The sequence below is a fragment of the Rhizobium sp. Root708 genome, from assembly GCF_001429725.1.
In the GTDB taxonomy this organism is placed as follows: Bacteria; Pseudomonadota; Alphaproteobacteria; order Rhizobiales; family Rhizobiaceae; genus Rhizobium.
The window spans coordinates 237,641-258,284 of sequence record NZ_LMHV01000023.1 but is presented as its reverse complement, the minus strand read 5'-3'; the positions used below and the strand labels follow the sequence as shown (position 1 = coordinate 258,284).

Annotated in this window: 18 protein-coding genes; 13 read left to right on the top strand and 5 right to left on the bottom strand. The window is 60.6% G+C overall.

All coding sequences use genetic code 11. The annotated features are described in order from the left end of the window. Nucleotides 1-135 precede the first annotated feature (135 nt). The 4 genes from ASE04_RS15630 to ASE04_RS15615 all read left to right on the top strand — a co-directional run bounded on the left by ASE04_RS15630 (nt 136) and on the right by ASE04_RS15615 (nt 5,488). The gene (locus ASE04_RS15630) at nt 136-1,734 is read left to right on the top strand and encodes an ABC transporter substrate-binding protein (protein ID WP_056818787.1); all 1,599 of its coding nucleotides are present in this window, start codon (nt 136-138) and stop codon (nt 1,732-1,734) included. Between the two features lie 17 nt (nt 1,735-1,751). Continuing rightward, nucleotides 1,752-2,837 (top strand): rhodanese-like domain-containing protein, encoded by a 1,086-nt coding sequence (locus ASE04_RS15625; RefSeq protein ID WP_056818785.1) that lies wholly within the window; start codon nt 1,752-1,754, stop codon nt 2,835-2,837. A 93-nt stretch (nt 2,838-2,930) separates the two neighbouring features. Continuing rightward, nucleotides 2,931-4,184 carry an acyl-CoA dehydrogenase family protein gene (locus ASE04_RS15620; RefSeq protein WP_056818783.1) on the top strand — a complete coding sequence of 418 codons (1,254 nt, stop codon included), beginning with the start codon at nt 2,931-2,933 and terminating at the stop codon, nt 4,182-4,184. Next, nucleotides 4,181-5,488: an NtaA/DmoA family FMN-dependent monooxygenase gene (locus ASE04_RS15615; protein WP_056818782.1), complete on the top strand. Its 1,308-nt coding sequence runs from the start codon at nt 4,181-4,183 to the stop codon at nt 5,486-5,488. Before ASE04_RS15620 ends, ASE04_RS15615 begins: the two co-directional genes overlap by 4 nt. A 276-nt stretch (nt 5,489-5,764) precedes the next feature. Here the strand turns inward: ASE04_RS15615 and ASE04_RS15610 are convergent, their stop codons facing one another. Together ASE04_RS15610 and hisD are read right to left on the bottom strand one after the other, a co-directional pair. Continuing rightward, nucleotides 5,765-6,865, bottom strand: a complete 1,101-nt coding sequence (locus ASE04_RS15610; protein WP_056818780.1) for a branched-chain amino acid aminotransferase — start codon at nt 6,863-6,865, stop codon at nt 5,765-5,767. 265 nt (nt 6,866-7,130) lie between these two features. After that, nucleotides 7,131-8,435: a histidinol dehydrogenase gene (hisD, locus tag ASE04_RS15605; RefSeq protein WP_056818778.1), complete on the bottom strand. Its 1,305-nt coding sequence runs from the start codon at nt 8,433-8,435 to the stop codon at nt 7,131-7,133. 180 nt (nt 8,436-8,615) lie between these two features. Between hisD and ASE04_RS15600 the strand changes: the two genes are divergently transcribed. The 5 genes from ASE04_RS15600 to ASE04_RS15580 all read left to right on the top strand — a co-directional run bounded on the left by ASE04_RS15600 (nt 8,616) and on the right by ASE04_RS15580 (nt 13,433). Next, nucleotides 8,616-9,164 (top strand): cupin domain-containing protein, encoded by a 549-nt coding sequence (locus ASE04_RS15600; protein WP_056818776.1) that lies wholly within the window; start codon nt 8,616-8,618, stop codon nt 9,162-9,164. Nucleotides 9,165-9,282: 118 nt separating this feature from the next. Next, nucleotides 9,283-10,323, top strand: a complete 1,041-nt coding sequence (locus ASE04_RS15595; protein WP_056818774.1) for an ABC transporter substrate-binding protein — start codon at nt 9,283-9,285, stop codon at nt 10,321-10,323. 82 nt (nt 10,324-10,405) lie between these two features. After that, nucleotides 10,406-11,470, top strand: a complete 1,065-nt coding sequence (locus tag ASE04_RS15590) for an ABC transporter ATP-binding protein (protein WP_056818772.1) — start codon at nt 10,406-10,408, stop codon at nt 11,468-11,470. Further along, the gene (locus tag ASE04_RS15585; RefSeq protein WP_200960730.1) at nt 11,467-12,645 is read left to right on the top strand and encodes an ABC transporter permease; all 1,179 of its coding nucleotides are present in this window, start codon (nt 11,467-11,469) and stop codon (nt 12,643-12,645) included. The genes ASE04_RS15590 and ASE04_RS15585 overlap by 4 nt, the downstream gene beginning before the upstream one ends. Then, nucleotides 12,642-13,433 carry an ABC transporter permease gene (locus ASE04_RS15580; RefSeq protein WP_056818770.1) on the top strand — a complete coding sequence of 264 codons (792 nt, stop codon included), beginning with the start codon at nt 12,642-12,644 and terminating at the stop codon, nt 13,431-13,433. The genes ASE04_RS15585 and ASE04_RS15580 overlap by 4 nt, the downstream gene beginning before the upstream one ends. A gap of 7 nt (nt 13,434-13,440) precedes the next feature. On the opposite strand, the gene ASE04_RS15575 is transcribed toward ASE04_RS15580, so the two are convergent. Both ASE04_RS15575 and ASE04_RS15570 read right to left on the bottom strand, forming a co-directional pair. Continuing rightward, a complete protein-coding gene (locus ASE04_RS15575; RefSeq protein ID WP_244490423.1) occupies nt 13,441-15,546 on the bottom strand; it encodes a hybrid sensor histidine kinase/response regulator in 2,106 nt (701 codons plus the stop codon). Next, nucleotides 15,536-17,026, bottom strand: coding sequence for an ATPase domain-containing protein (locus ASE04_RS15570; protein ID WP_082597363.1), 1,491 nt, complete (start codon nt 17,024-17,026; stop codon nt 15,536-15,538). Before ASE04_RS15570 ends, ASE04_RS15575 begins: the two co-directional genes overlap by 11 nt. A gap of 234 nt (nt 17,027-17,260) precedes the next feature. Between ASE04_RS15570 and ASE04_RS15565 the strand changes: the two genes are divergently transcribed. From ASE04_RS15565 to ASE04_RS31000, 4 genes are all read left to right on the top strand, one after another. Further along, entirely contained in the window at nt 17,261-18,325 is a 1,065-nt protein-coding gene (locus ASE04_RS15565) for a YihY/virulence factor BrkB family protein (protein WP_056818764.1), read from the top strand. A gap of 284 nt (nt 18,326-18,609) precedes the next feature. Continuing rightward, complete coding sequence (locus tag ASE04_RS15560) at nt 18,610-18,951, top strand: hypothetical protein (protein ID WP_056818761.1); 342 nt, start codon at nt 18,610-18,612, stop codon at nt 18,949-18,951. Between the two features lie 121 nt (nt 18,952-19,072). Further along, nucleotides 19,073-19,663 (top strand): hypothetical protein, encoded by a 591-nt coding sequence (locus tag ASE04_RS15555; protein ID WP_056818758.1) that lies wholly within the window; start codon nt 19,073-19,075, stop codon nt 19,661-19,663. A gap of 196 nt (nt 19,664-19,859) precedes the next feature. After that, nucleotides 19,860-20,102, top strand: a complete 243-nt coding sequence (locus ASE04_RS31000) for a DUF982 domain-containing protein (RefSeq protein ID WP_056818755.1) — start codon at nt 19,860-19,862, stop codon at nt 20,100-20,102. A gap of 42 nt (nt 20,103-20,144) precedes the next feature. On the opposite strand, the gene ASE04_RS15545 is transcribed toward ASE04_RS31000, so the two are convergent. Beyond that, on the bottom strand, nt 20,145-20,372 hold the full coding sequence (locus tag ASE04_RS15545; protein WP_056819123.1) for a hypothetical protein: 228 nt from the start codon (nt 20,370-20,372) through the stop codon (nt 20,145-20,147). Between the last annotated feature and the right edge of the window lie 272 nt (nt 20,373-20,644).

Genomic DNA, 20,644 nt, shown 5'->3' with positions numbered 1-20,644 from the left:
CGGGCTGACCGCGAACAGCCTTTCGGACGCAAATTTTCTTTTCCAGACGAGAAGAAACTTTGACTTCGCCTTTTCGAACGCAGCACCGAAGCTTCCCCTCAGCGGACCAAATCCAACCAAAGAGGAGTTCTTCGCGTGTCCATCAACCGTCGCAGTTTCAACCAGCTGATGTTGCTTGCGAGCGCCAGCACCTTGCTCCCGTCGATCGCTTTTGGACAGAGCGCCGCGCCCGCAACGGGCGGGACCTTGAACTGGCTCTACCGGGTGGACCCGGGCAACGCGCTTTTCGCCATCAACACCTCGTCGGGCACCGGCCAGGCGATCGGCCCGAAGATCGTCGAGGGACTGCTGACCTTCGACCTCGACGTCCGGCCGCAGCCGCTGCTGGCGACAGAATGGTCGGTTTCCGACGACAATCTTCGCTATACCTTCAAGCTCCGCAAGGGCGTGAAGTGGCACGACGGCGAGGACTTCACCTCCGACGACGTCGCCTTCTCCATCTTCCGGCTGAAGGAAGCGCATCCGCGCGGCCGCATCACGTACCAGAACGTGGTGGCGGTCGAGACGCCGGATCCGCTGACCGCTATCATCGTGTTGTCGAAGCCGGCTCCTTTCCTGGTCGCAGCGCAGTCGAGCTCTGAATCGCCGATCGTGCCGAAGCACATCTTCGAAAAGCTGGCGCCGGGCGACGGGCAGACGCTGCAGACGGCGATCGGCACCGGCCCCTTCAAGCTGACGGAATGGGTGGCCGGCAGCCATCTGATCTTCGAGCGCAACCCCGACTATTGGGATGCGGGAAAGCCCTATCTCGACCGCATCATCCTGCGCGTCGTCACCGACCCGGCTGCCAGGTCGGCGGCGCTGGAGACGGCCGAGGCCGATATCGGCGACAATCCGGTGCCGCTTGCCGATCTCGACCGGCTGAAGCAGGTGCCGAATCTGATTGTAGACACGACCACCTATGCCTATTCCGGTCCGCAGCAGCAGCTGTTCTTCAACTACGACAATCCGCTGTTTGCCAAGCGCGAGGTCAGGCTCGCCATCGCCCAGGCAATCAACCTGCAGGAGATCGTCGACGTCGCGCTCTATGGCTATGCGCAGGTTTCGCCGAGCCCTGTGAGCACGGCGCTGCCGCAGTGGTACGACAAGAGCGTCGTGGCGCATCCCCATGATGCGGCAGCGGCCGAAAAACTGCTGGATGAAGCCGGCTATCCGCGCAAGGCAGACGGAAAGCGCTTTGATCTGAGGCTCACCTACAATTCCTATCTGCCGCAAGGCTATGCGGACGTCCTGAAGAGCCAGCTGGAAAAGATCGGCGTCGGCATCGAGATCAAGAAATACGACCTGCCGACCTTCCTGAAGACCGTCTACACCGACCGCGCCTTCGATTTGGTGGTGGAGTCGCTCTCCAACACCTTCGATCCGTCGCTCGGCATCCAGCGCGCCTACTGGAGCAAGAACTTCAAGATCGGCCTGCCGTTCTCGAATGCCAGCCACTATTCGAACGCCGAGGCGGACGAGCTGCTCGAGGCGGCCGCGACCGAGCCGGATGAGAAGAAGCGTTGGCAGGTGTGGAGCAAATTCCAGCATCTGATCCACGACGAGGTGGCCTCCATCGATCTCGTCGCCGCCGGCGCCCAGATCGTCGCCAACAAAAGGGTCAAGAACTACGTCACGGGATCGCAGGGGCTCAACTGGAGCTTCGGCGACCTGTGGATCGATCCGAGCGCGTGAAATCGAGGAGTAGGGACATGACAAAACATTCGATAGACAAGGCCACATTGATCGATTGGCTTGGCGACGGGCTGGAACTGGCGGTTCTCGATATCCGCCCGGCCGAGGATGTCGGCTATGCGTCGCCGCTGTTTGCGACGAATCTGCCGGCCGAGCGCCTAAAAGCCGAGCTCGGTCGCTTCGTGCCGCGCCGTATTGTCCGCACGGTTCTGGTCGATGGCGGCGACGGCACCGCAGAAGCGGCGGTCGGCCGTTTGCGGCAAGCGGGCTGGACGGACACCTATTTCCTGGAAGGCGGCATTCCCGCCTGGGTGGAAGCAGGTGGAAAGCTTCCGACCTTCGACATTCCCGGTGTTCCCTTCGTCGCCATGGTGCGTGAGGAGAGGCAGACACCGGTGACCTCCGCCGCCGAACTGAAGACGCTGCGTGACCAGGGGACGGACGTTATCGTGCTCGATACGCGCACGCTCGCCGAATACGACAAGGCGCACGTGCCGGGCGCCGTTGGCGTACCGGGAGCCGAACTGCTGCTGCGCTTCAAGGACCTCGTCCCTTCCAGGGAAACGAAGGTTGTCGTTTCCTGCGCCGGTCTGCCACGCGCCATTCTCGGAGCGCAGACGCTGATCGATGCCGGTATCGCCAACGCCGTCTCCTATCTCGACGACGGGACGCGCGGCTGGACCGATGCGGGTTTCGAACTGGAGACCGGTCGCACGGCGTCTTACGGCGAGCCAAGCGAGACGGCCCGCCAATTCGCAAGCGAGCGCGGCGAGAGCCTTTCGGCAAGGGACGGACTGACGTTCATCGATCGGCAGACCGCCGAGGGATGGAACGCCGATCCGGCGCGTACGACCTATCTGCTCGATGTCCGCACGCCGGAGGAATTCGCGCGCGCGAACCTCGCCGGATCGATCTCGTCCGAGGGCGGGCAGCTTCTCGGCGTAGCCTATCGGACGATCGCCGTGCGTGGCGCCCGCATCGTGCTGATCGATGATTTGCTTGGGTCGCGCGCCCGTATCGTCGCCCACTGGCTTTCCCGCCGCGGGTTCGAGATCGCACTCCTGCTTCACGATTTCGAGGCGCAGGATCGGGCAGCCGCTTGAGGCGAGGCTCGCCTCGGCCGGAACGAGAACCGAGCGTCGCATGCCGCGGTCGTCAGCCGGCGGTATTGCGGCTTTAAAACAGGAAACAACATCATGACTGATATCAATGGTGCCTGGGGCGCACCGCCCAGCGAGCGCTTCGAGCGTCTCGCGCAGACCTTCAGGCCGGTATTCGCCCGTATCGGTGAGCGGGCTGTTGACCGCGACCTCGCTCACGAATTGCCATTCGATGCCTACGAGTGGCTGAAAAGCTCGGGCTTCTCGCGATTGCGATTACCGGTCGCCTATGGCGGCTTCGGCGTATCCTTGCCGGAGCTTTTCGGCCTCATCATCGAGCTTGCCGCGGCCGATCCGAACCTCACCAACGCCTACCGCAGCCACTTCGGCTTCACCGAGGATCTGCTGAACGCGCCCGATAGCGCCTGGCGCGATGCCTGGCTGAAAAGGCTCGGGCAGGGCGAGACTGTCGGAAGCGGTTTCTCCGAACTTGGGGACACGCCGCTCGGCAGCTATTCGACGCGACTGGTCCGCAATGGCGCCAATTGGCGGCTCGATGGCGAGAAATTCTACACCACCGGCTCCCTCTATGCGGATTGGATCACGCTCGGCGCGATCGACGGGGATGGGCAGCCGATCGGCGCGCTGGTGCCGACTTCGGCGCCGGGTGTGGAGATCGTCGATGACTGGGATGGCTTCGGCCAGTCGCTGACGGCAAGCGGCACCGCCCGTTTCCGCGATGTCGAGATTGCCGACGAGCTGATCAAGCCAAGTTCGGTGCGTTTCAGCTATTCCGGCGGATTCTTCCAATTGGTCCATCTCGCCTCGCTAGCCGGGATCGGTCGCGCCGCGGCGAACGACCTGGCGCGGCATGTAGCTGCACGTAAAAGGGTCTATAGCCGAGGCATCGCGTCCCGATCCGCTCAGGATGCGCAGGTCCAGCAGGTGGTGGGGAAGGTGAGAGGCGCAGCCTATAGCGCCGGCGCGATCGTGCTCCAGGCTGCCAGGGCGCTGCAGCGTGCCTACGAGGCCAACCAAGGCGGCGATCAGGAGCAGATCGCGCTGGCCGGCCGCAATGCCGAGCTCGAGGTCAGCCAGTCGGTGACCGTCGTCACCTCGCTTATCCTCGATGCGAGCACGGTGCTGTTCGACGCGTTGGGAGCATCCGCCGCCAAGCGCGGCCACGGTCTCGACCGCCATTGGCGCAACGCACGCACCATCGCCTCCCACAATCCGCGCATCTACCACGATCGCATCGTCGGCGACTTCGCCGTCAACGGCACGATCCCGGGCCCGCAGGCGGGCGTCGGTGTCGCAAAAGAAGAACAGGCAGAACGGACTGACGCATGAGCATTCAAAAACGTCGCATGAACCTCAATGTCGGGCTGAACTCCACCGGCTATCTTGCCAATGCATGGAAATACCGCAGCGGTGACAGGCACGATATCAACGATCCCGCCTATTACCGGAGGCTGGCGGAAATCGCCCACAAGGGGCTGTTCGATGCCGTATTCTTCTCCGATCATCCGGTGTTGATGACGGAACCGCTCGGCCGCCCGTTCCACACGATCGATCCGCTGATCCTCTGTACGACGCTGGCCGCGCAAGTGCCCGACATCGGCTTTGTCGTCACGGTTTCGTCTACCTACAACTCACCCTATAACTTCGCGCGGCGCACCCAGTCACTCGATATCGTCTCGGGCGGTCGGCTGATCGTCAACATCGTCTCGTCGTTCAATCCGAATGTCGCAGCCAATTTCGGCAGTGCGGCACTGCCGCCGCGCAACGAGCGCTATGCTCGGGCGACCGAATTTCTCGACGTGGCGAAGAAGCTGTGGTCGAGCTGGGATCCGCGGCGCGAGGGCGAGGTTCCCTCTGATCGCTTCTGGGACAGCACCAGCGCCGCGACCATCGATCATGACGGCGCCATCTTCCAGGTGCGTGGCCCCCTCAATGTCCCGCGTGGCCCACAGGGCCATCCCGTCATCGCTCAGGCTGGTGCCTCGGAGGGCGGTATCGAGCTTGCGGCGCGGCACGGCGAGATCATCTATTGCAACATCCTGTCGAAACCGGCGGGCAGGGCCTTCGGCGACAAGGTCCGCAACAAGGCGGTGTCGCTCGGCCGCGACCCGTCCGGCATTCGCATCGTTCCCGGACTTGTGGTGATCGTCGGCGACGACAGAAAGGAAGCGCTGCGCAAGCATGAACTCCACAGCGGCGCGGGCTCCGAGGATGGCCTGCTGGAGCGTTTCGTGCGCGAGCACGGTTTGGACCGTGACCGTTTTGATCCTGATGCCCTGCTGGACTACGAACGTTTCGTGCCCGACCCGAACAGGCAGCAGGCCGTGGGGATGGGGCTTGGCCTTTCCGACCTGCTGCAGCATGAGAAACTCACGGCTCGTCAGGCGGTGCGCCGTTCCGAAGGCCATCACCGGCTTCTGCTCGGCACGGCGGAAGAGGTGGCCGAAGAGATGATCGACTTGTGGGAAGACGGCACGGTGGACGGCTACACGCTGCAACCGCCTCGGGCGCCCGATGATATCGAGGAGTTCGTCGGCAAGGTCATCCCGATCCTCCAGGATCGAGAGGTATATCCCCGCCGGTACGAGGGCCGAACGATCCGCGAAAGATACGGGCTGCCTTATCCCGCATGACGGAGGCGGGACATGACCTGCCCAATCAAGCGGTCGCCTATTGCGTCACTACCGAACTAAGCGAGTGTTACGGATCAGCTTCCGGCCTATCAGCGCATCACTTCAGGACTGTATAGATAAGCGAGTTCCGCACCTGCGGAGGCGTTCCCTGCTGGCCGGTTGTTCCGCCCATCATGATTTCCCAGGCGTAGCCGATCTCGACAACATTGCCGTGTCGTCGAGATTTTTCATAAGGAGGGCTAAGCCTCAAACATCCAGAAGGTCGCTATCCAAGGCTCAGGCCAGGATGCGACGCGTCCAGCCACGCTCGTCGTTGGTGACACCCTTTTGCAGGCTGACGAGTTCCTCGCGGAGTTCGCTGGTCAACTTGCCGGTCTGTCCGTCTCCGACCAGGAATTCGCCGCCGGCATGCCGAACCAGGCCAATACCCGCCAAGACCGCGGCGGTGCCGCAGGCGAAAGCTTCGGAGAGTTTGCCGCTGGCAGCGTCTTCCTGCCATTCCGCGAAGGAGTATGGGCGCTGTTCGATGCGCAGGCCCTTCTCTTCGGCGAGCGCGATGACAGAGGCCCGCGTGATGCCAGGCAGGATCGTGCCGCCGAGCGGCGGGGTCACGACGGATCCGTCGTTCATGACGAAGAACACGTTCATGCCGCCAAGTTCCTCGACCCAACGATGTTCAGCCGCATCGAGAAAGACGACCTGATCGCAGTTCTTTTTCGCCGCCTCGGCCTGCGCGATAAGACTTGCGGCGTAATTTCCGCCGCACTTCGCAGCACCGGTGCCGCCATTGGCCGCCCGCGTGTATTCGGTCTCGACCCACAGGGAGACGGCCTTGGCTCCGCCTTTGAAATAAGCACCGACCGGAGAAGCAATGATGCAGAAGATGTATTCCTGGGCCGGACGAACACCCAGGAATGCCTCGTTGGCGAACATGAAGGGGCGAAGATAGAGGCTGGCGTCGCCGGAAGGCACCCAGGCCTTGTCAACGCGGACGAGTTCTTCCACCGCGTTCAGGAAAAGCTCTTCCGGCACGGGAGGCATCGCCATGCGGGTGGCCGATTGCGCAAAGCGGCGGGCGTTTTCCTCGGGGCGGAACAGCAGAATCCGGCCGTCGTCGGCGCGATAAGCCTTCATGCCCTCGAAGATTTCCTGAGCGTAATGCAGAACCGCGCTCGCGGGGTCGAGCTCGAGAGGGCGTCTCGGCGTGACCTTGGCGTCGTGCCAACCCTTGTCGGCGGTCCATCGCGCCAACACCATGTGATCCGTGAAAACCTTTCCGAATCCCGGCGTCTCCAGCAGGCGGATACGGTCGGCCTCGGAAACGGGGGACTTGTGGAATTCGATTTGGATTTCGGTGGAAGTCGACGTCACGGTCATTAGTGGCACCTTAATAGCCCATTGGATGAATGGCGGCGACACTACTTCCGACGGGCCAGTCTTGGAAAGTCTGAAAACAACCGAACGGTCATTTTACAGAGGAGGGGCGCCGCGTCGGGCCATGTGCAACTCGTGAAGGTTGCTTGGTAGGGATGGTAGGTCGGCCCGGAGACTAATGCCAGTCCGAGCACGCCAACAAACAAAAGCCATCCCCGGAGGAATGGCCTCGTTTCCGCAGAGACGGGTATTCAACCCGGCGACATCTTTACTTCGAGACAGCAGCGAGTTGCTGCGGGTTGAGACGTAGTGCCGCCGCGCGGCGGTGGCCTTCGAGTTTCTCGGTCGCGCTCTGACGAACGGCGGCCGGCGCGACGGCTGCGACGCCGCGCTCGTCGAGCCACTGGTGCGTGGCGATCTTCACGTACGAACCGACCCAGAGTCCGCCCGTGTAGCGGCCGGCTGCCATCGTCGGCAGGGTGTGGTTCGTACCGCTGCACTTGTCTGAATAGACGACGCTTGCCAGCTCACCAATGAAGATGGAGCCGTAGTTGCGCAGCTTCTTGGCGGTCGCCTGAGGATCGCGCGTGTGAACCTGGAGATGTTCGGTGGCGATGTAGTCCGAATAGGCGATCATCGAAGCTTCATCTTCGACAACGGTGATTTCGCCATAGTCCTTCCAGGCGACGCCCGCGACGTTTGCCGTCGGCAGATCCAGCAGCTGCTTTTCGACCGCGACCAGAACCGCGTCCGCAAGCTTGCGGTCCGTCGTTACTAGACCGACGCGGGTGCGAACGTCGTGCTCGGCCTGCGCGAGCAGGTCGGTCGCGATCATCTCGGCATTGCCGGTTTCGTCCGCGACGATGAAAATTTCGCTCGGACCTGCGAGCTGATCGATGCCGACCTGACCGAACACCTGGCGCTTCGCTTCGTTGACGAAGGCATTGCCCGGGCCGACGATCTTGTCCACGGCCGGAATTGTCTCGGTGCCGTAGGCCATTGCAGCGATAGCCTGCGCGCCGCCGACACGGAAGATGCGGTCAGCGCCGGCGAGGTGGCAACCAGCGATCATCGCCGGATGGGCATTCGGCGGCAGGCAGGCGATCACCTGGTCGCAGCCGGCGACTTTCGCCGGTACGATCGTCATGACCGGAGCCGAAAGCAGCGGATAGCGACCACCGGGAACGTAGCAGCCGACAATTTCGATCGGAATGACGCGATGGCCTAGGTGAACGCCGGGCAACGTCTCGACCTCGAGCGGAAGGATCGTCTTCAGCTGCGCTTCGGCAAACTTGCGGACATTGGCGATCGCGAACTCGGTGTCCTCGCGCGTTTGCGGGTCGAGATCTGCGACCGCCTTGAGCTTTTCTTCTTCGGTGACCTCGAACTTATCGAGCTCGGACTTGTCAAACTGGAGAGAATAATCGCGGACAGCTGCGTCGCCGCGCTCGCGGACCTGGGCAATGATGTCCTTGACCGTCTTCTCGACGGGTGCCGTGTCGGAAACCGCGTCCCGCGTCGGTTCCTTGATCTGAATGAATTTGCCTTTGAGAGCATCGAGCCGCGATGTCATGAAAGTCTCCTGTGTGCGTGCTGGACAAAGCATCACGCACTCCAGACAGTCCGACAATTACCCACTGGACAGCTGTTCAGTATTTTCACCAGCCCCGGGGGTCGCTACTAACTGCCGGTAGTCGATCGAGTCCGACGATGCGATGTTGCGCGAGTGTTTGACTTTGAACAGGGGGCCTTTATGCCGAAGATTGGAAGCAAGCTCAGGGAGCTCAGGCGCCGCCGTGACTTGGGCGTCCGCGAGTTGGCTGCGCGGTCCGGGATATCTCATTCAACGATCTCGCTGATCGAGCGCGACCGGATGAGCCCGTCCATCGATACGCTTGGCGCTGTCCTTGATGCGTTGGGCACGACCCTGCCTGGCTTCTTTTCCGATCTGCAGTCGAGCTTGCCCTATACGCCTTTCTACACCGCACAGGATCTGGTGGAGATCGGGAAGGTCGACACCATCTCATACCGTGTCATCGGCCTCGATCATCCAAATCGCCAACTCCTGATGCTGCACGAACGATATGCGGTCGGTGCGGACTCGGGCGAAGCTTTCACGCACGCCGCGCAGGAGGCCGGAATGGTCTTGTCAGGGGCGGTGGAGATCACCGTCGGCGGACAGCAGAAAGTTCTCGGGCCTGGCGACGGCTACTATTTCGATAGTCGCCTGCCGCACCGGTTCCGGAATGTCCACGAGGGCGAGAGTGAAATTCTGAGTGCGATTACGCCGCCCACCTACTAGCTGTATCCACGCCCCTAACCGGCGGTGAGAATAGTCACCACACCGCTCCGGCCGCCTTCCAAAACGATTAAAACGTGGTTTCCTAATCAATGTTCAATTCCAAAAAGGGGAACGTTCGATGAAACTCCTTCGAGTATCACTTATTGCGACAACGGTATTGGCATGCGGCGTTCTCGCCGCACAGGCTCGCGACCTGACAGTTGTGTCTTGGGGCGGCAACTTCCAAGATGCGCAGCGCAAGATTTTCTTTGAGCCCTACGCGAAAGAATCCGGCAAGCCTGTTCTCGACGAGAGCTGGGAAGGTGGCTACGGCGTTCTTCAGGCCAAGGTCAAGGCGGGTACGCCGACCTGGGATGTCGTCGAAGTCGAGTCCGAGGAACTGGCTCTCGGATGCGCCGATGGCATCTACGAAAAGATCGACTGGCAGAAGATGGGCGGCAAGGAAGCTTTCCTTCCGGCTGCCGTCAGCGATTGCGGCGTCGGCAACATCGTCTGGTCCACAGGTCTTTCCTATGATGCCGAGAAGCTGAAGGAAGCGCCGCAGAGCTGGGCCGACTTCTGGGATACCAAGAAGTTTCCGGGCAAGCGCGGTCTTCGCAAGGGTCCAAAGTATGCGCTCGAATTCGCCCTGATGGCCGACGGCGTTCCGGCCGATCAGGTCTACAAGGTCCTCAGCGCCGAAGGCGGCGTCGACCGTGCATTCAAGAAGCTCGACGAACTGAAGAGCGACATCGTGTGGTGGGATGCCGGCGCGCAGCCGCTGCAGCTTCTGTCTTCAGGCCAGGTGGTCATGACGGCTGCCTATAACGGTCGCATCACCGGCATCAACCGTTCGGAAGGCAAGCATTTCGGCTTCGTGTTCCCGGGAAGCGTCTATGCAATCGATAGCTGGGTCATCCTGAAGGACGCCCCGAACAAGGACGCAGGCATGGACTTCATCGCTTATGCGAGCAAGGCGGAAAACCAGGCCAAGCTTCCTGAATACATTGCCTACGGCCTGCCCAATCTTGGCGCCGCCAAGCTGGTGCCCGAACAGTACCAGAAGGAATCTCCGACCTCGGAATCGAACCTGAAGGGTGCGATCCCCCTGGATGTTGATTTCTGGACGGATAATTCTGAAGAATTGACCCAGCGTTTCAACGCCTGGCTTGGTCAATAATCTTGTGGTGCGGGGCCTCTTTCGAGGCCCCTTGTCGCGCTGTTCGGACCTTGCAGCGCGAATGGGAGAAGAGTGGGCATTGATGACCGACGCCTTTATTCAATTTGACAAAGTCAGCAAGTCGTTTGGACCCATAACCGTGGTCGACGATCTCGACCTTTCGATCGGCAAGGGAGAGTTCGTCAGCATGCTCGGCCCGTCGGGATCCGGCAAGACAACCCTGCTGATGATGCTGGCGGGCTTCGAGAAGCCGACAAGCGGAGAGATTTCCGTCGATGCCAAAAGGGTCGACGGCCTCCCGCCATACAAGCGCAATATGGGCGTCGTGTTTCAGAACTACGCGCTCTTTCCCCATATGACTGTCGCCGAGAATGTCGCGTTTCCGCTGAAAATGAGAGGCGTTTCCCGCTCGCAGATCGCCGAGCGAGTCAAAAAAGCGCTCGACATGGTGCAGCTCGGCGCGTTCCAGGGACGTAAGCCGATCCAGCTGTCCGGCGGCCAGCAACAGCGCGTGGCGCTTGCGCGTGCGCTCGTCTTCGAACCCGAGGTCGTCCTGATGGACGAGCCGCTCGGGGCTCTGGACAAGAAGCTGCGCGAGCAGATGCAGCTCGACATTCGCGACATCCACCGGCGGCTCGGGCTGACGATCGTCTTCGTGACGCACGATCAGACGGAAGCGCTGACGATGTCGGACCGGATCGCGATCTTCAACCACGGCAAGATCGAGCAGATCGGCACGCCCGGGCAAATCTATGACAGCCCGCGAACACAGTTTGTCGCGGAGTTCATCGGCGAGACCAACCTTCTTACCGGCAAGGTTCAGAGTACGAGGGAAGGTGTCCTTGGCATTTTGCTTGCGAGTGGCGCGAGCATCGAGGTCAACGCGCCTGTGCCAGCAAAGGTCGGAGACGAGGTGAAGGTCTCGATCCGGCCTGAACGGATCGACATCAACTCGGAAACGACCGTTGGCAATCGCCTGACAGGCACTGTCGCGGACATTGTCTACCATGGTGACCATCTACAGGTGCGGGTTCAGAGCCAGGGGAAAGATCTGATGATCAAGGCGCACCGCAAATCGTCACCCCTCAACATCGGGGACGAAGTCGTGGCGTCATTCTCTCCTGATCATTGCTGGATGGTATCATGAGGGATAGCTGGATCTGGAAACAGGCTGCATCGTTCCTGCTGGTAGCGCCGCTGGCACTGTTCCTCGTGCTTTTCTTCGTTGCACCGCTGGCGACAATGATGAAGTCGGCCGTGTCAGATCCCGTTGCGTCCCGCGCCCTGCCGACGGTCGCATCCGCCTTGAAGGGATGGGATCGGGCAAGCGCGCCTCCGGCCGGAGCCCAGAAGGCGTTTGCCGCGGATATCAGGGGTATCAAGGATGATGAGCTTTTTGGGGACCTCGTTCGGCGGCTGAACAGCGCCAAATCGGGCTTCCGGACGCTGATGACCAAAACCAGATCGGCGGTAACCGCGGACGAGAACGTCATTGACCTGACAGCGATCGATAACCGCTGGAGCGATCCGGCTTTCTGGATCGCGATTCAGGATGCCGCGAGCTCGCCGATAACCGATCGAAACCTGCTTGCGGCCGTTGATCTGACCCGCGACGCCAGCGGATCGATCACCAATGCCCCTGAGGGCACGTCGGCGAACCGCGACACGCTGATACGCACGCTCACGACCGCCGCGATGGTGACGATATGCTGCATATTGCTCGGCCTGCCTTTTGCGATGGTGGCAGCCTCGGTCACCGGTTGGGTGCGTCAGCTGCTTTTAGGCGCGGTGTTGCTTCCTCTGTGGACATCGCTTCTCGTCCGTACCGCTGCCTGGTTCATCCTTCTGCAGGATAACGGCCTGATCAACGCGTCACTGCAGGCGATCGGTCTGACAAGCAGTCCCATTCCATTGATATTCAACAGGGTAGGGGTCGTTATTGCGATGACGCATGTTCTCCTGCCATTTATGGTTCTGCCTATATTCAGCGTTCTGATCGGCATTCCGAAGAACCTGATGCCCGCGGCAGCTTCGCTCGGAGCAAATCCCATCCGTGCTTTCGGCCGCGTTCTGCTGCCGCTTTCGCTGCGTGGGGTGGTCTCGGGCTCGCTGCTCGTCTTCATGAGCGCGCTTGGCTATTACATCACCCCGGCGCTGATCGGTGGCGCCAAGGACCAGATGATCAGTTCCGTGATCGCATACTACGCCACCGGCGCGGCAAACTGGGGAATGGCGGGTGCTCTCGGCTTGGTGCTGCTTCTCGCGACAATTCTGCTCTACGTCGTCTATCTGCGGCTCTCTTCCGAGGAGGCCCGGACATGAAGCCGCTGACACTCGCAAAGATCCTCTTCGGAAGCCTCGCCGTGTTCTTCCTTATGGCGCCGCTGATCGCGATCCTGCCGCTGGCATTTACCAACAGCGTCTTTCTCAACTATCCTATCCCCAGCTTCTCGCTGCGGTGGTTCGAGGAACTGTTGACTGCGGACGCTTGGCGCCGGTCGATTGTCAACAGCCTGATCATCGGCGCCGGGACGACCTTACTGGCCACCGTGCTCGGCACGATCGGCTCGCTTGGCCTTCGCGGGAAAAAGGTCTCGCTGCTGTTCGGGTTCATCCGCACGGTCTTCCTGCTGCCGATGGTCGTTCCGGCCGTCGTACTCGGCGTCGGGATGCAGCTGATGTTTGCTCAGTATGGGCTGGCCAATACCTACCTCGGCGTCATCATTGCTCATACGGTTCTCGCCGTTCCCTTCGTGGTGGTCAACGTGACCGCCTCGCTGCAGGGGATCGATCGTCGCCTCGAGCATGCGGCCGCGAGCATGGGGGCGGCACCTCACGTCGTTCTTCGAACGGTCACGCTTCCCTTGGCGATGCCAGGCATCATCTCGGGGGCGGTGTTTGCCTTCGCAACGTCGTTGGACGAGGTGGTGTTGACATTATTCGTCGCGGGTCCAAATCAGCGCACGCTGGCGCGTCAGATGTTCTCGACCATCAGAGAGAATATCAGCCCGGCGATCGCGGCGGCTGCGTTTGTGTTCATCGTCGGCACTGTTCTCATTGCTCTCGTGGTCAATCTCGGAAAGAGAAAGACGCAGGCGCAACGAGCCTAGTTGGTGGTCAGCGATGCGGCTCCGTCGTAACCATCTCGCTGATCTTGGCTGCAAGCGTGTCGACAGCGAAGGGTTTGCTGATCATTGCCATGTTCGTCCCGAGAAAGCTTGCTTTCGTCGTGGCATTCTCCGCATAGCCGGTAACAAACAGGATCGGTATATCCGGCCGATGCTGGCGGGCGACATCGGCGAGTTGTCGACCATTCATGCCGGGAAGGCCGACGTCCGAGATCATCAGGTCGATCGGCTGGTCGCCGGAAAGGATCGGAATAGCCCCGCCGGCAGCGGAGGCCTCCAAGGCACAATAGGATAATTCCGTAAGGACGTCGCAGATCAGAAGCCTGACGGCGTCATCGTCCTCGACCACCAGTACTGTCTGGCCCTGTCCCTCCGGTGTCGGATGTGCACTGGATTCGGCTTCCTCTTTCTCCTCTCCCTCGGAGGCGGGCAGATAAAGTTCGATCCTGGTACCTTGGCCGGGGGCGCTATGAATACGAACCTGTCCGCCGGACTGCTGTGCAAAGCCGTAGATCATCGAAAGCCCGAGGCCGGTGCCCTGTCCGATCGGCTTGGTCGTGAAGAAGGGCTCGAAGACCTTGTCCAGGATTTCGGCTGGCATTCCGCCCCCGGTGTCCTTCACGGCGATGACGATATATCGCCCGGGCTCAAGTCCCGAGGCTTTGTCGCTGGGGCCGACTTCGTGACGAGTACCGGTTATCGTCAGGTGTCCGCCGTCGGGCATCGCGTCGCGTGCATTGATTGCCAGGTTGAGGAGCGCGCTTTCAAGCTGGTTGACATCGGCGACCACGCTTCCGACGGCCGCATCAACGACGATCTCAACGATGATCGTTTCCGGAAGAGTGCGTTCCAGAAGCTCCTTCGTCGCGTTCAGCTGCGCGGCGACGTCTAACTGCTTGGCGTCCAGCGTCTGGCGCCGCGAAAAGGCCAGAAGCCGTACGATCAGCGCCGCAGCACGGTTGGCGGAATCCGTTGCGGCGTCCATGAAGCGGTCCACTTCTTCCAACCGGCCGCTGGCGATCCGTCGCTTCGCGATGTTGATGCCGCCGATGATGCCCGTGAGCATGTTATTGAAGTCGTGCGCGATCCCACCCGTCAGCTGACCGACCGCTTCCATCTTCTGCGCCTGGCGCAAGGCATCCTCGGCGCGGCCGCGTGCTGACATCTCCTCTTCCAACTCGGCAGTTCTCTCTACAACGCGCTCCTCGAGGGTCCGATTGAGTTCGTCGAGGGCCTGCCGTTCTGCCCTGAGTGCGGCTTCCGAAGTCGCCAGCGCCTTCTCCGTTCTTTTCCGTTCGCTGATATCTATGACGGTTCCAATGAAACGAACCGGGACGCCGTCGACGAATATCGCTCCTCCTTTCGCCGCGATCCACCGCTCCGCGCCGTCCTCAATGCCGATTGTTCGGTATTCGATGTCGTACTCGCCGCGCCCGGTCGGCTCGAGGGCAGCCTTGACTGCGTCGTCGGCTCGTTGGCGATCATCGGGGTGCATACCCGCCAGAAAAGCGCCTTCGTAAGTCACTTCCATGTCGGATTGGATGCCGAACATCGATCTGCAGCGTTTGTCCCAGCTGAGCCTGCCGGTCGCAGGTTCGAAATCCCAGGTGCCGATGCCCGCGGCACTTGTGGCGAGACGCAGTCTGGTTTCGCTATCGTTCAACTCCGCGAGCCCGTCACGCATCTGGAACTGCTTCTGCCGCAGCCGCATCGCGGACGCTACGGCACTGAAAAGGGATGCCTTTCCAAGCGGTCGTTCCAGAACGACGCTGTTGCTCGCCAGATCGAACAGCGCCAACTGCGAAAGGCGGACATTCGGCATTCGACTGGATCGCGGCGCTGCCAGCAGAACAAATGGCACATCGGACCAGGATGGCTGGAGTTCGAGCGCGGTCTTCAAAGCATCGACGTGCTCGATCAGCGCCTCTTCGGTAAGAAGAACGGCGCCGATTTCATCGTTGATGAGGGACGCGACCTCGATCAGGTCGCGACATACGACGACACTGTAGTTTTGCTCGCGCAGAAGCGACGCGACGCTGTCAGCATCGCGGCCGAACGGCGCATTGACAAGGATGCGCTGCCCTTCAGGTGTCACTATCTCGATCTTCCATTAGCGGGTCTCTCGCCCCAAGATATTCCGGCGTTCCGGTGAGAATTCCGCGGAACTGCGACAACGGCTCGCCGATGCGGATGCCACCGCTATCGATCCGCAGTTCGCGAATGGTGTCTTCGTGCGCACCGCCGCGGTTCTTGAGGACGGAGATCGCCTTGCGAACGCGGCCCTCTGCCTCGAAGAAACGTAAAAGAACGACGCTGTCGGCGACGTAGGAGATGTTCAGGTTCGTCGACATGGAGCCGACGAGGCCATTCTGGGGATTGATCAGGAAGGTGACCACGCCCTTCTGGCTGAGATAGGACAGGAGTTCGTGCATCTGGAGTATGAGCTGTTGCTCCTGCGGCATCGCTGCCAAATAGCCATTGAGGCTGTCGATCACGATCATCCGGGCGCCTCGACGCTCGACCTCGATACGGACCCGTGTGGCGAATTCGCCGGGCGAAATTTCCGCGGGGTCGATCTGTTCGACGACCAGCGTGCCGTTTTCGATGTGCGGTAGAAGATCGAAACCGAAGGCTTTGGCCCGGACAAGCAGGGTGCCGAGGCGTTCGTCAAACTCGTAAACGGTGCAGGGCTCGCCGCGTTCGCATGCAGCGAAAAGATACTGAAGCGCTATCGTCGTCTTGCCGCTGCCGGCCGGGCCGCTGAGAAGCGTGCTGGTTCCTCGCAGGGGACCACCGCCGAGGAGATTATCCAGTTCAACGATTCCGCTTGGCGTAATATCTCCGGAGAATTCCGCGTGGTGGGAGGCGGCGATCAGACGAGGATAGATTTCAAGGCCCCCGGTCCTGATGGTGAAGTCGTGATACCCAGCGATGAAATCGATACCCCGAAGCTTCTGAACCTGCATCCGGCGGCGGGCGGCGCCGAAATCCAGCGTTAAACGCTCAAGGGTGATAACGCCGTGACAGAGGCTATGAAGGTGGGCGTCTCTGCCATCGTGACTGCCGGTCATGTCATCCACAAGAATGACTGTCGTGTCGCGGCCCGAAAAAAACTGCTTCAAGGCAAGAACCTGGCGGCGGTATCTGAGCGGATCCTGCGCAAGCAGGCGCATTTCGGAAAGGCTGTCGAAGACCACCCGTTTGGGCCGGACCCTCTCGACCTCGTCCTGAATGAGCCGGATGGTTTCGCCAAGCTCCATCTCCCAGGGATGAAGAATGGACTGATCGCGGCCATCGCCGAAAACCTCGGCAGCGGAACTGAACTCGAAGACGTCGAACTCGCCGCTATCCCAACCGTGTGAGGCCGCAACCGCGGACAGTTCTTCGGCGGTTTCGGACAAGGTAATGTAAAGCGCCTTCTCTCCGCGGCGCACGCCCTCACGCAGAAACTGCAAGGCCAAGGTTGTCTTGCCGGAGCCGGGCGCTCCTTCGAGAAGGTAGAGCCGCCGGGATGAAAGCCCTCCTTTCAGGATTACGTCGAGTCCGTCATTTCCGGTTGATATCGTCGTGGACAATAGTGAGACCTCAAGCAGTGGCAGTATAGGGCGCGTCGAATTCTGTGAGATATGAGGGTTTTAACGGAAGGCAAGATGAGGCCCGTGATTAACGGATCAGCGTACGCGGAGCTCGACCGAAAGGTCCGCCCCTGGCGAAGAGGGGTGCCATGATACCGCTTGCGGTCGTCTCGAAACTGCAATGAACCCATTTGCCCTGGCTCGGCGTTATTGAAACGCAATGGAGTGAGAGCGATGGGATCAAGAACCGTGGGTGCGACAACCTTGCTTGTCTTTTCCGTGGGACTAATCGGTTTGGTTGCGCTCGCGCGATCGGGGTCCGAGGTTGACGTCAAGGAAGTTTCCGACCCACCGGACAGGGGCAGGGATGCAGCTACGCCGGAGGCAATTCCCTACAAGGGGCTGCGCGATGTGCTCTGGCGGGTGATGCATGAGGTGGCGGCTGACCGCGTAACGCTGATCGCGGCCGGCGTGACATTCTATCTTCTGCTGGCGTTATTTCCGGGGCTTGCGGCTCTTGTCGCAATCTATGGATTGGTGGCGGATCCGGTGGCGATGGCCGATCACCTGCGTGAACTATCTGGAATGCTGCCGCCCGGCGCGTTCGACCTCATCGCCGACAGGATCGCCGATCTGGTGGAAACACGCAGCGCAACACTTGGCTTTACGTTTGTTGCTGGACTGGCTGTTGCGCTTTGGAGCATTCACAGCGCAACGCTCGCGGTCTTCGAGGCAATGAATGTCGCCTACGAGGAAACCGAGAAGCGCGGCTTCATCAAGCTCAATGTTATCGGCTTCTGCTTCACTCTTTGCGTGATGCTTGCCGCGATCGTGGTGCTCGGGTTGGTTGCCGTCATGCCACTGGTGCTGTCTTATTTTTGGCTCGATCAGTTCAAGGAAAATCTCGCACTTGTCTTGCGCTGGCCGCTTCTCGTTCTGATTGTCACCTCCGCCACCACGGCGGTCTATCGTTTCGGGCCGAGCCGCGAACCGGCGCGAGTCCGGTGGATGACATGGGGCGCAGTCCTCGTCACGGTGTCGTGGTTTGTGATGTCGCTTGGTTTCTCCTTCTATCTCGACCACTTCGCGAACTACAGCGCCTCGTACGGTACTCTGGGCGCGCTGATCGGCTTTCTGATCTGGGCGTGGCTATCGGTCATGATCCTGATCGTCGGCGGGGAACTGAACGCGGAGCTCGAACACCAGACGGCGAGAGACACCACGACGGGGCCTCCGCTGCCGATGGGCTCTCGTGGTGCCTATGTTGCCGATACGCTCGGAAAAGCCTGGAACAGCTGACCTGGTGGCAACCTTTGACGGTCTTGAGCGTTAGACCGATCAGATAGGAGCCACCATGCTGTTTTCATCGTCGCCATTCTGTTGGTGATCCTCGTCCCCAGCGTGCGGACACTGCTCTACGCGGCCGTCGGATATGGGGATTACCTTCTCGAAAGGCGACGGACGCTTGCGGTGCTGAGAGCAACGATCAAGCGCCGAGACGGGCCACGTTAACGGCCTCTTCATGGAAGGCCAGCTGGAACAATCCGCACCTCACGCTGTTTGGAGCGAGGAAGGAACCTCCCATGACCCAGGAAGACGACAAGCTCGAACCTTACGATATAGATCCGCCCTATGCACAGCCAGGCAAGGCAACACGCCCGCAGACGAGGCTCTTTTTCGCATGGTGCGTGGCAATCGCGGGTATTGCCGTGATCGGCATAGCGCTTCTGAGCTATATGGTCTGGCCGCCGGGTTCAAAGGCCGATCCGGCGACGACCGCGGCGATGCGCTCCGACAGAATAGGCACGCCCGGTACGGCACCCGATGCCTCGGCGACGACGATTGACCGCAGCCCCTCGCCGAGTGGAAGCGGCAGCGGCCCCACGGGTGTCACCAGTCCAAGCGGCAGCGAGAAGGTCCAGTGACCGCGCCATGGGCTGCATCTTTCGGGTCGGACGCCCGAGAGAGTCTCTCAACGGAACAGTTTCTTTTGGCCGGTGTTCATTACCGACAGGGCCTAGACAGCCCGAACACGTGGAGAACGTCATGACCGGCATCGATAATCAATGGGCACGGAGTTCTGACAGTAGCGGTGCACTCAGCACCCTGAGTGCATTTTTCGACAGCCGCAGTGATGCCGAAAGCGCCATCAAGCGACTGAAAGACTTTGGTCTGCGTGACGACTATATTCGCTTCATGCCCGGCGACGAGGCTGAAGGCGAATTTCGCCGAACCGACGCCGGCGGTTGGTGGGCGGGTCTCGCGGATTGGTTCTTCCCGGCAGGCGATCGCGCACTTTTCACCGAAGGCCTGCGTCGCGGTGGGTATCTCGTGTCGGCTCAGGTCGATAAGGGAAACTACGAGCGTGTCCATGCTATCCTCGATGACGAGGGGAGCATCGACATCGACGAGCGAGCGGATCAATGGCGTGGCGAAGGCTGGGATAGCACGCAACACGGGTTCGCGGAGGTCGATGATCCGTTGTCTTCCTCAAGCGCGCGCGCCGCGCGCATTCGCGACTTCGAGAGATCGCCTCGCGTACGCGCATATGGCGTTGAAAACCTTATGAATGCCGACAAGCCTGCACCGGGGCTGGACGAGATCGCACCTCCTTCGGATCCGACCTCGAAAATCTAGCGGAGCGGAGACCAGGCAGCCGCTGCTTCGTCGCGGCCGCGGGAAGCTTGCGCCCTATGTTCGCACATCCAAGCGTTGTATCCTGGTGGCGCGAGCTTTGTTAACCAGCTACCGGAATACGGAAAAATTCCGGCGCGCAACAGGAACATTTCACCCCTGCCAGAGTTCCTTGGTGTCAGTTCGGGAGGAACGCAAAATGCCAATAGAAAAATGGCAATCACCTATCAAAATATCGACGGGCAATCGGAGCAGCGAGACCATCGGAAGCCCATTCGAGGCGGTGATCTACCTGACCGACAGCTGGCCTGAGCGCAGCAGCGTGTCGTTTATCGAGGCCCGGAATGCATGCCGCGGCGCTCTTGCCGGTCGGATCGATCCGGAAGTCGCCCGCGCGAAATTTCTTGCAGCCGTGCAAGCCGCGAAGATGCAGGTGAACTGAGGCGGAATGACAAAGGCGGCGGCGGTCCGCCGCTTTCTTCCTTTATTCGGCCGCGTGACGGACTACCAAGTCTTCGGGAGAGATAGCTCTCGAAATGATCTCGAAATCCCCAAGCATATGGTGTTGGTCCGAGCCGACGACTGCCAATGTCCAATATTCAGGGTCCTTGCCGAACACGGTCGATACCTGAACGACCGTGGCGGCTTCGCCTGACCTGTTTGCAGGTCTGGCCCAATAGAACGCATCCGGCACCAAACTCTTCACGAACATACTCCCACTCCTGTCCGAGATCGGGACGATATCACAGACTTCGAAAATGAACATGCCTCGGTTTTGGTGGGGGCGGTCGAACAGTGGAAAGTGCCGCAAGAACCAGCGAGACACGAGGGCGTCAATAAAGCAAACTCGTTCAATATCGTTGCTGCAGGTTATGAAAAACTCTGTCTTTACAAAGAATTGAATGGGATGTGACAAAGATGGGCGTGCGCAATTTACTTATGCTGTTCTGGCACTAGATACGGCCTGAAAATAACGGGCTGTAC

Bases quoted from the DNA above. Each gene is read 5' to 3' on its own strand.
- ASE04_RS15555 (WP_056818758.1), top strand. From the start codon at position 19,073: ATGACCGGCATCGATAATCAATGGGCACGGAGTTCTGACAGTAGCGGT.
- hisD (WP_056818778.1), bottom strand. From the start codon at position 8,435: ATGACATCGCGGCTCGATGCTCTCAAAGGCAAATTCATTCAGATCAAG.
- ASE04_RS15545 (WP_056819123.1), bottom strand. From the start codon at position 20,372: ATGTTCGTGAAGAGTTTGGTGCCGGATGCGTTCTATTGGGCCAGACCT.
- ASE04_RS15595 (WP_056818774.1), top strand. From the start codon at position 9,283: ATGAAACTCCTTCGAGTATCACTTATTGCGACAACGGTATTGGCATGC.
- ASE04_RS15585 (WP_200960730.1), top strand. From the start codon at position 11,467: ATGAGGGATAGCTGGATCTGGAAACAGGCTGCATCGTTCCTGCTGGTA.
- ASE04_RS15590 (WP_056818772.1), top strand. From the start codon at position 10,406: ATGACCGACGCCTTTATTCAATTTGACAAAGTCAGCAAGTCGTTTGGA.
- ASE04_RS15625 (WP_056818785.1), top strand. From the start codon at position 1,752: ATGACAAAACATTCGATAGACAAGGCCACATTGATCGATTGGCTTGGC.
- ASE04_RS15565 (WP_056818764.1), top strand. From the start codon at position 17,261: ATGGGATCAAGAACCGTGGGTGCGACAACCTTGCTTGTCTTTTCCGTG.
- ASE04_RS15580 (WP_056818770.1), top strand. From the start codon at position 12,642: ATGAAGCCGCTGACACTCGCAAAGATCCTCTTCGGAAGCCTCGCCGTG.
- ASE04_RS31000 (WP_056818755.1), top strand. From the start codon at position 19,860: ATGCCAATAGAAAAATGGCAATCACCTATCAAAATATCGACGGGCAAT.
- ASE04_RS15620 (WP_056818783.1), top strand. From the start codon at position 2,931: ATGACTGATATCAATGGTGCCTGGGGCGCACCGCCCAGCGAGCGCTTC.
- ASE04_RS15560 (WP_056818761.1), top strand. From the start codon at position 18,610: ATGACCCAGGAAGACGACAAGCTCGAACCTTACGATATAGATCCGCCC.
- ASE04_RS15600 (WP_056818776.1), top strand. From the start codon at position 8,616: ATGCCGAAGATTGGAAGCAAGCTCAGGGAGCTCAGGCGCCGCCGTGAC.
- ASE04_RS15615 (WP_056818782.1), top strand. From the start codon at position 4,181: ATGAGCATTCAAAAACGTCGCATGAACCTCAATGTCGGGCTGAACTCC.
- ASE04_RS15610 (WP_056818780.1), bottom strand. From the start codon at position 6,865: ATGACCGTGACGTCGACTTCCACCGAAATCCAAATCGAATTCCACAAG.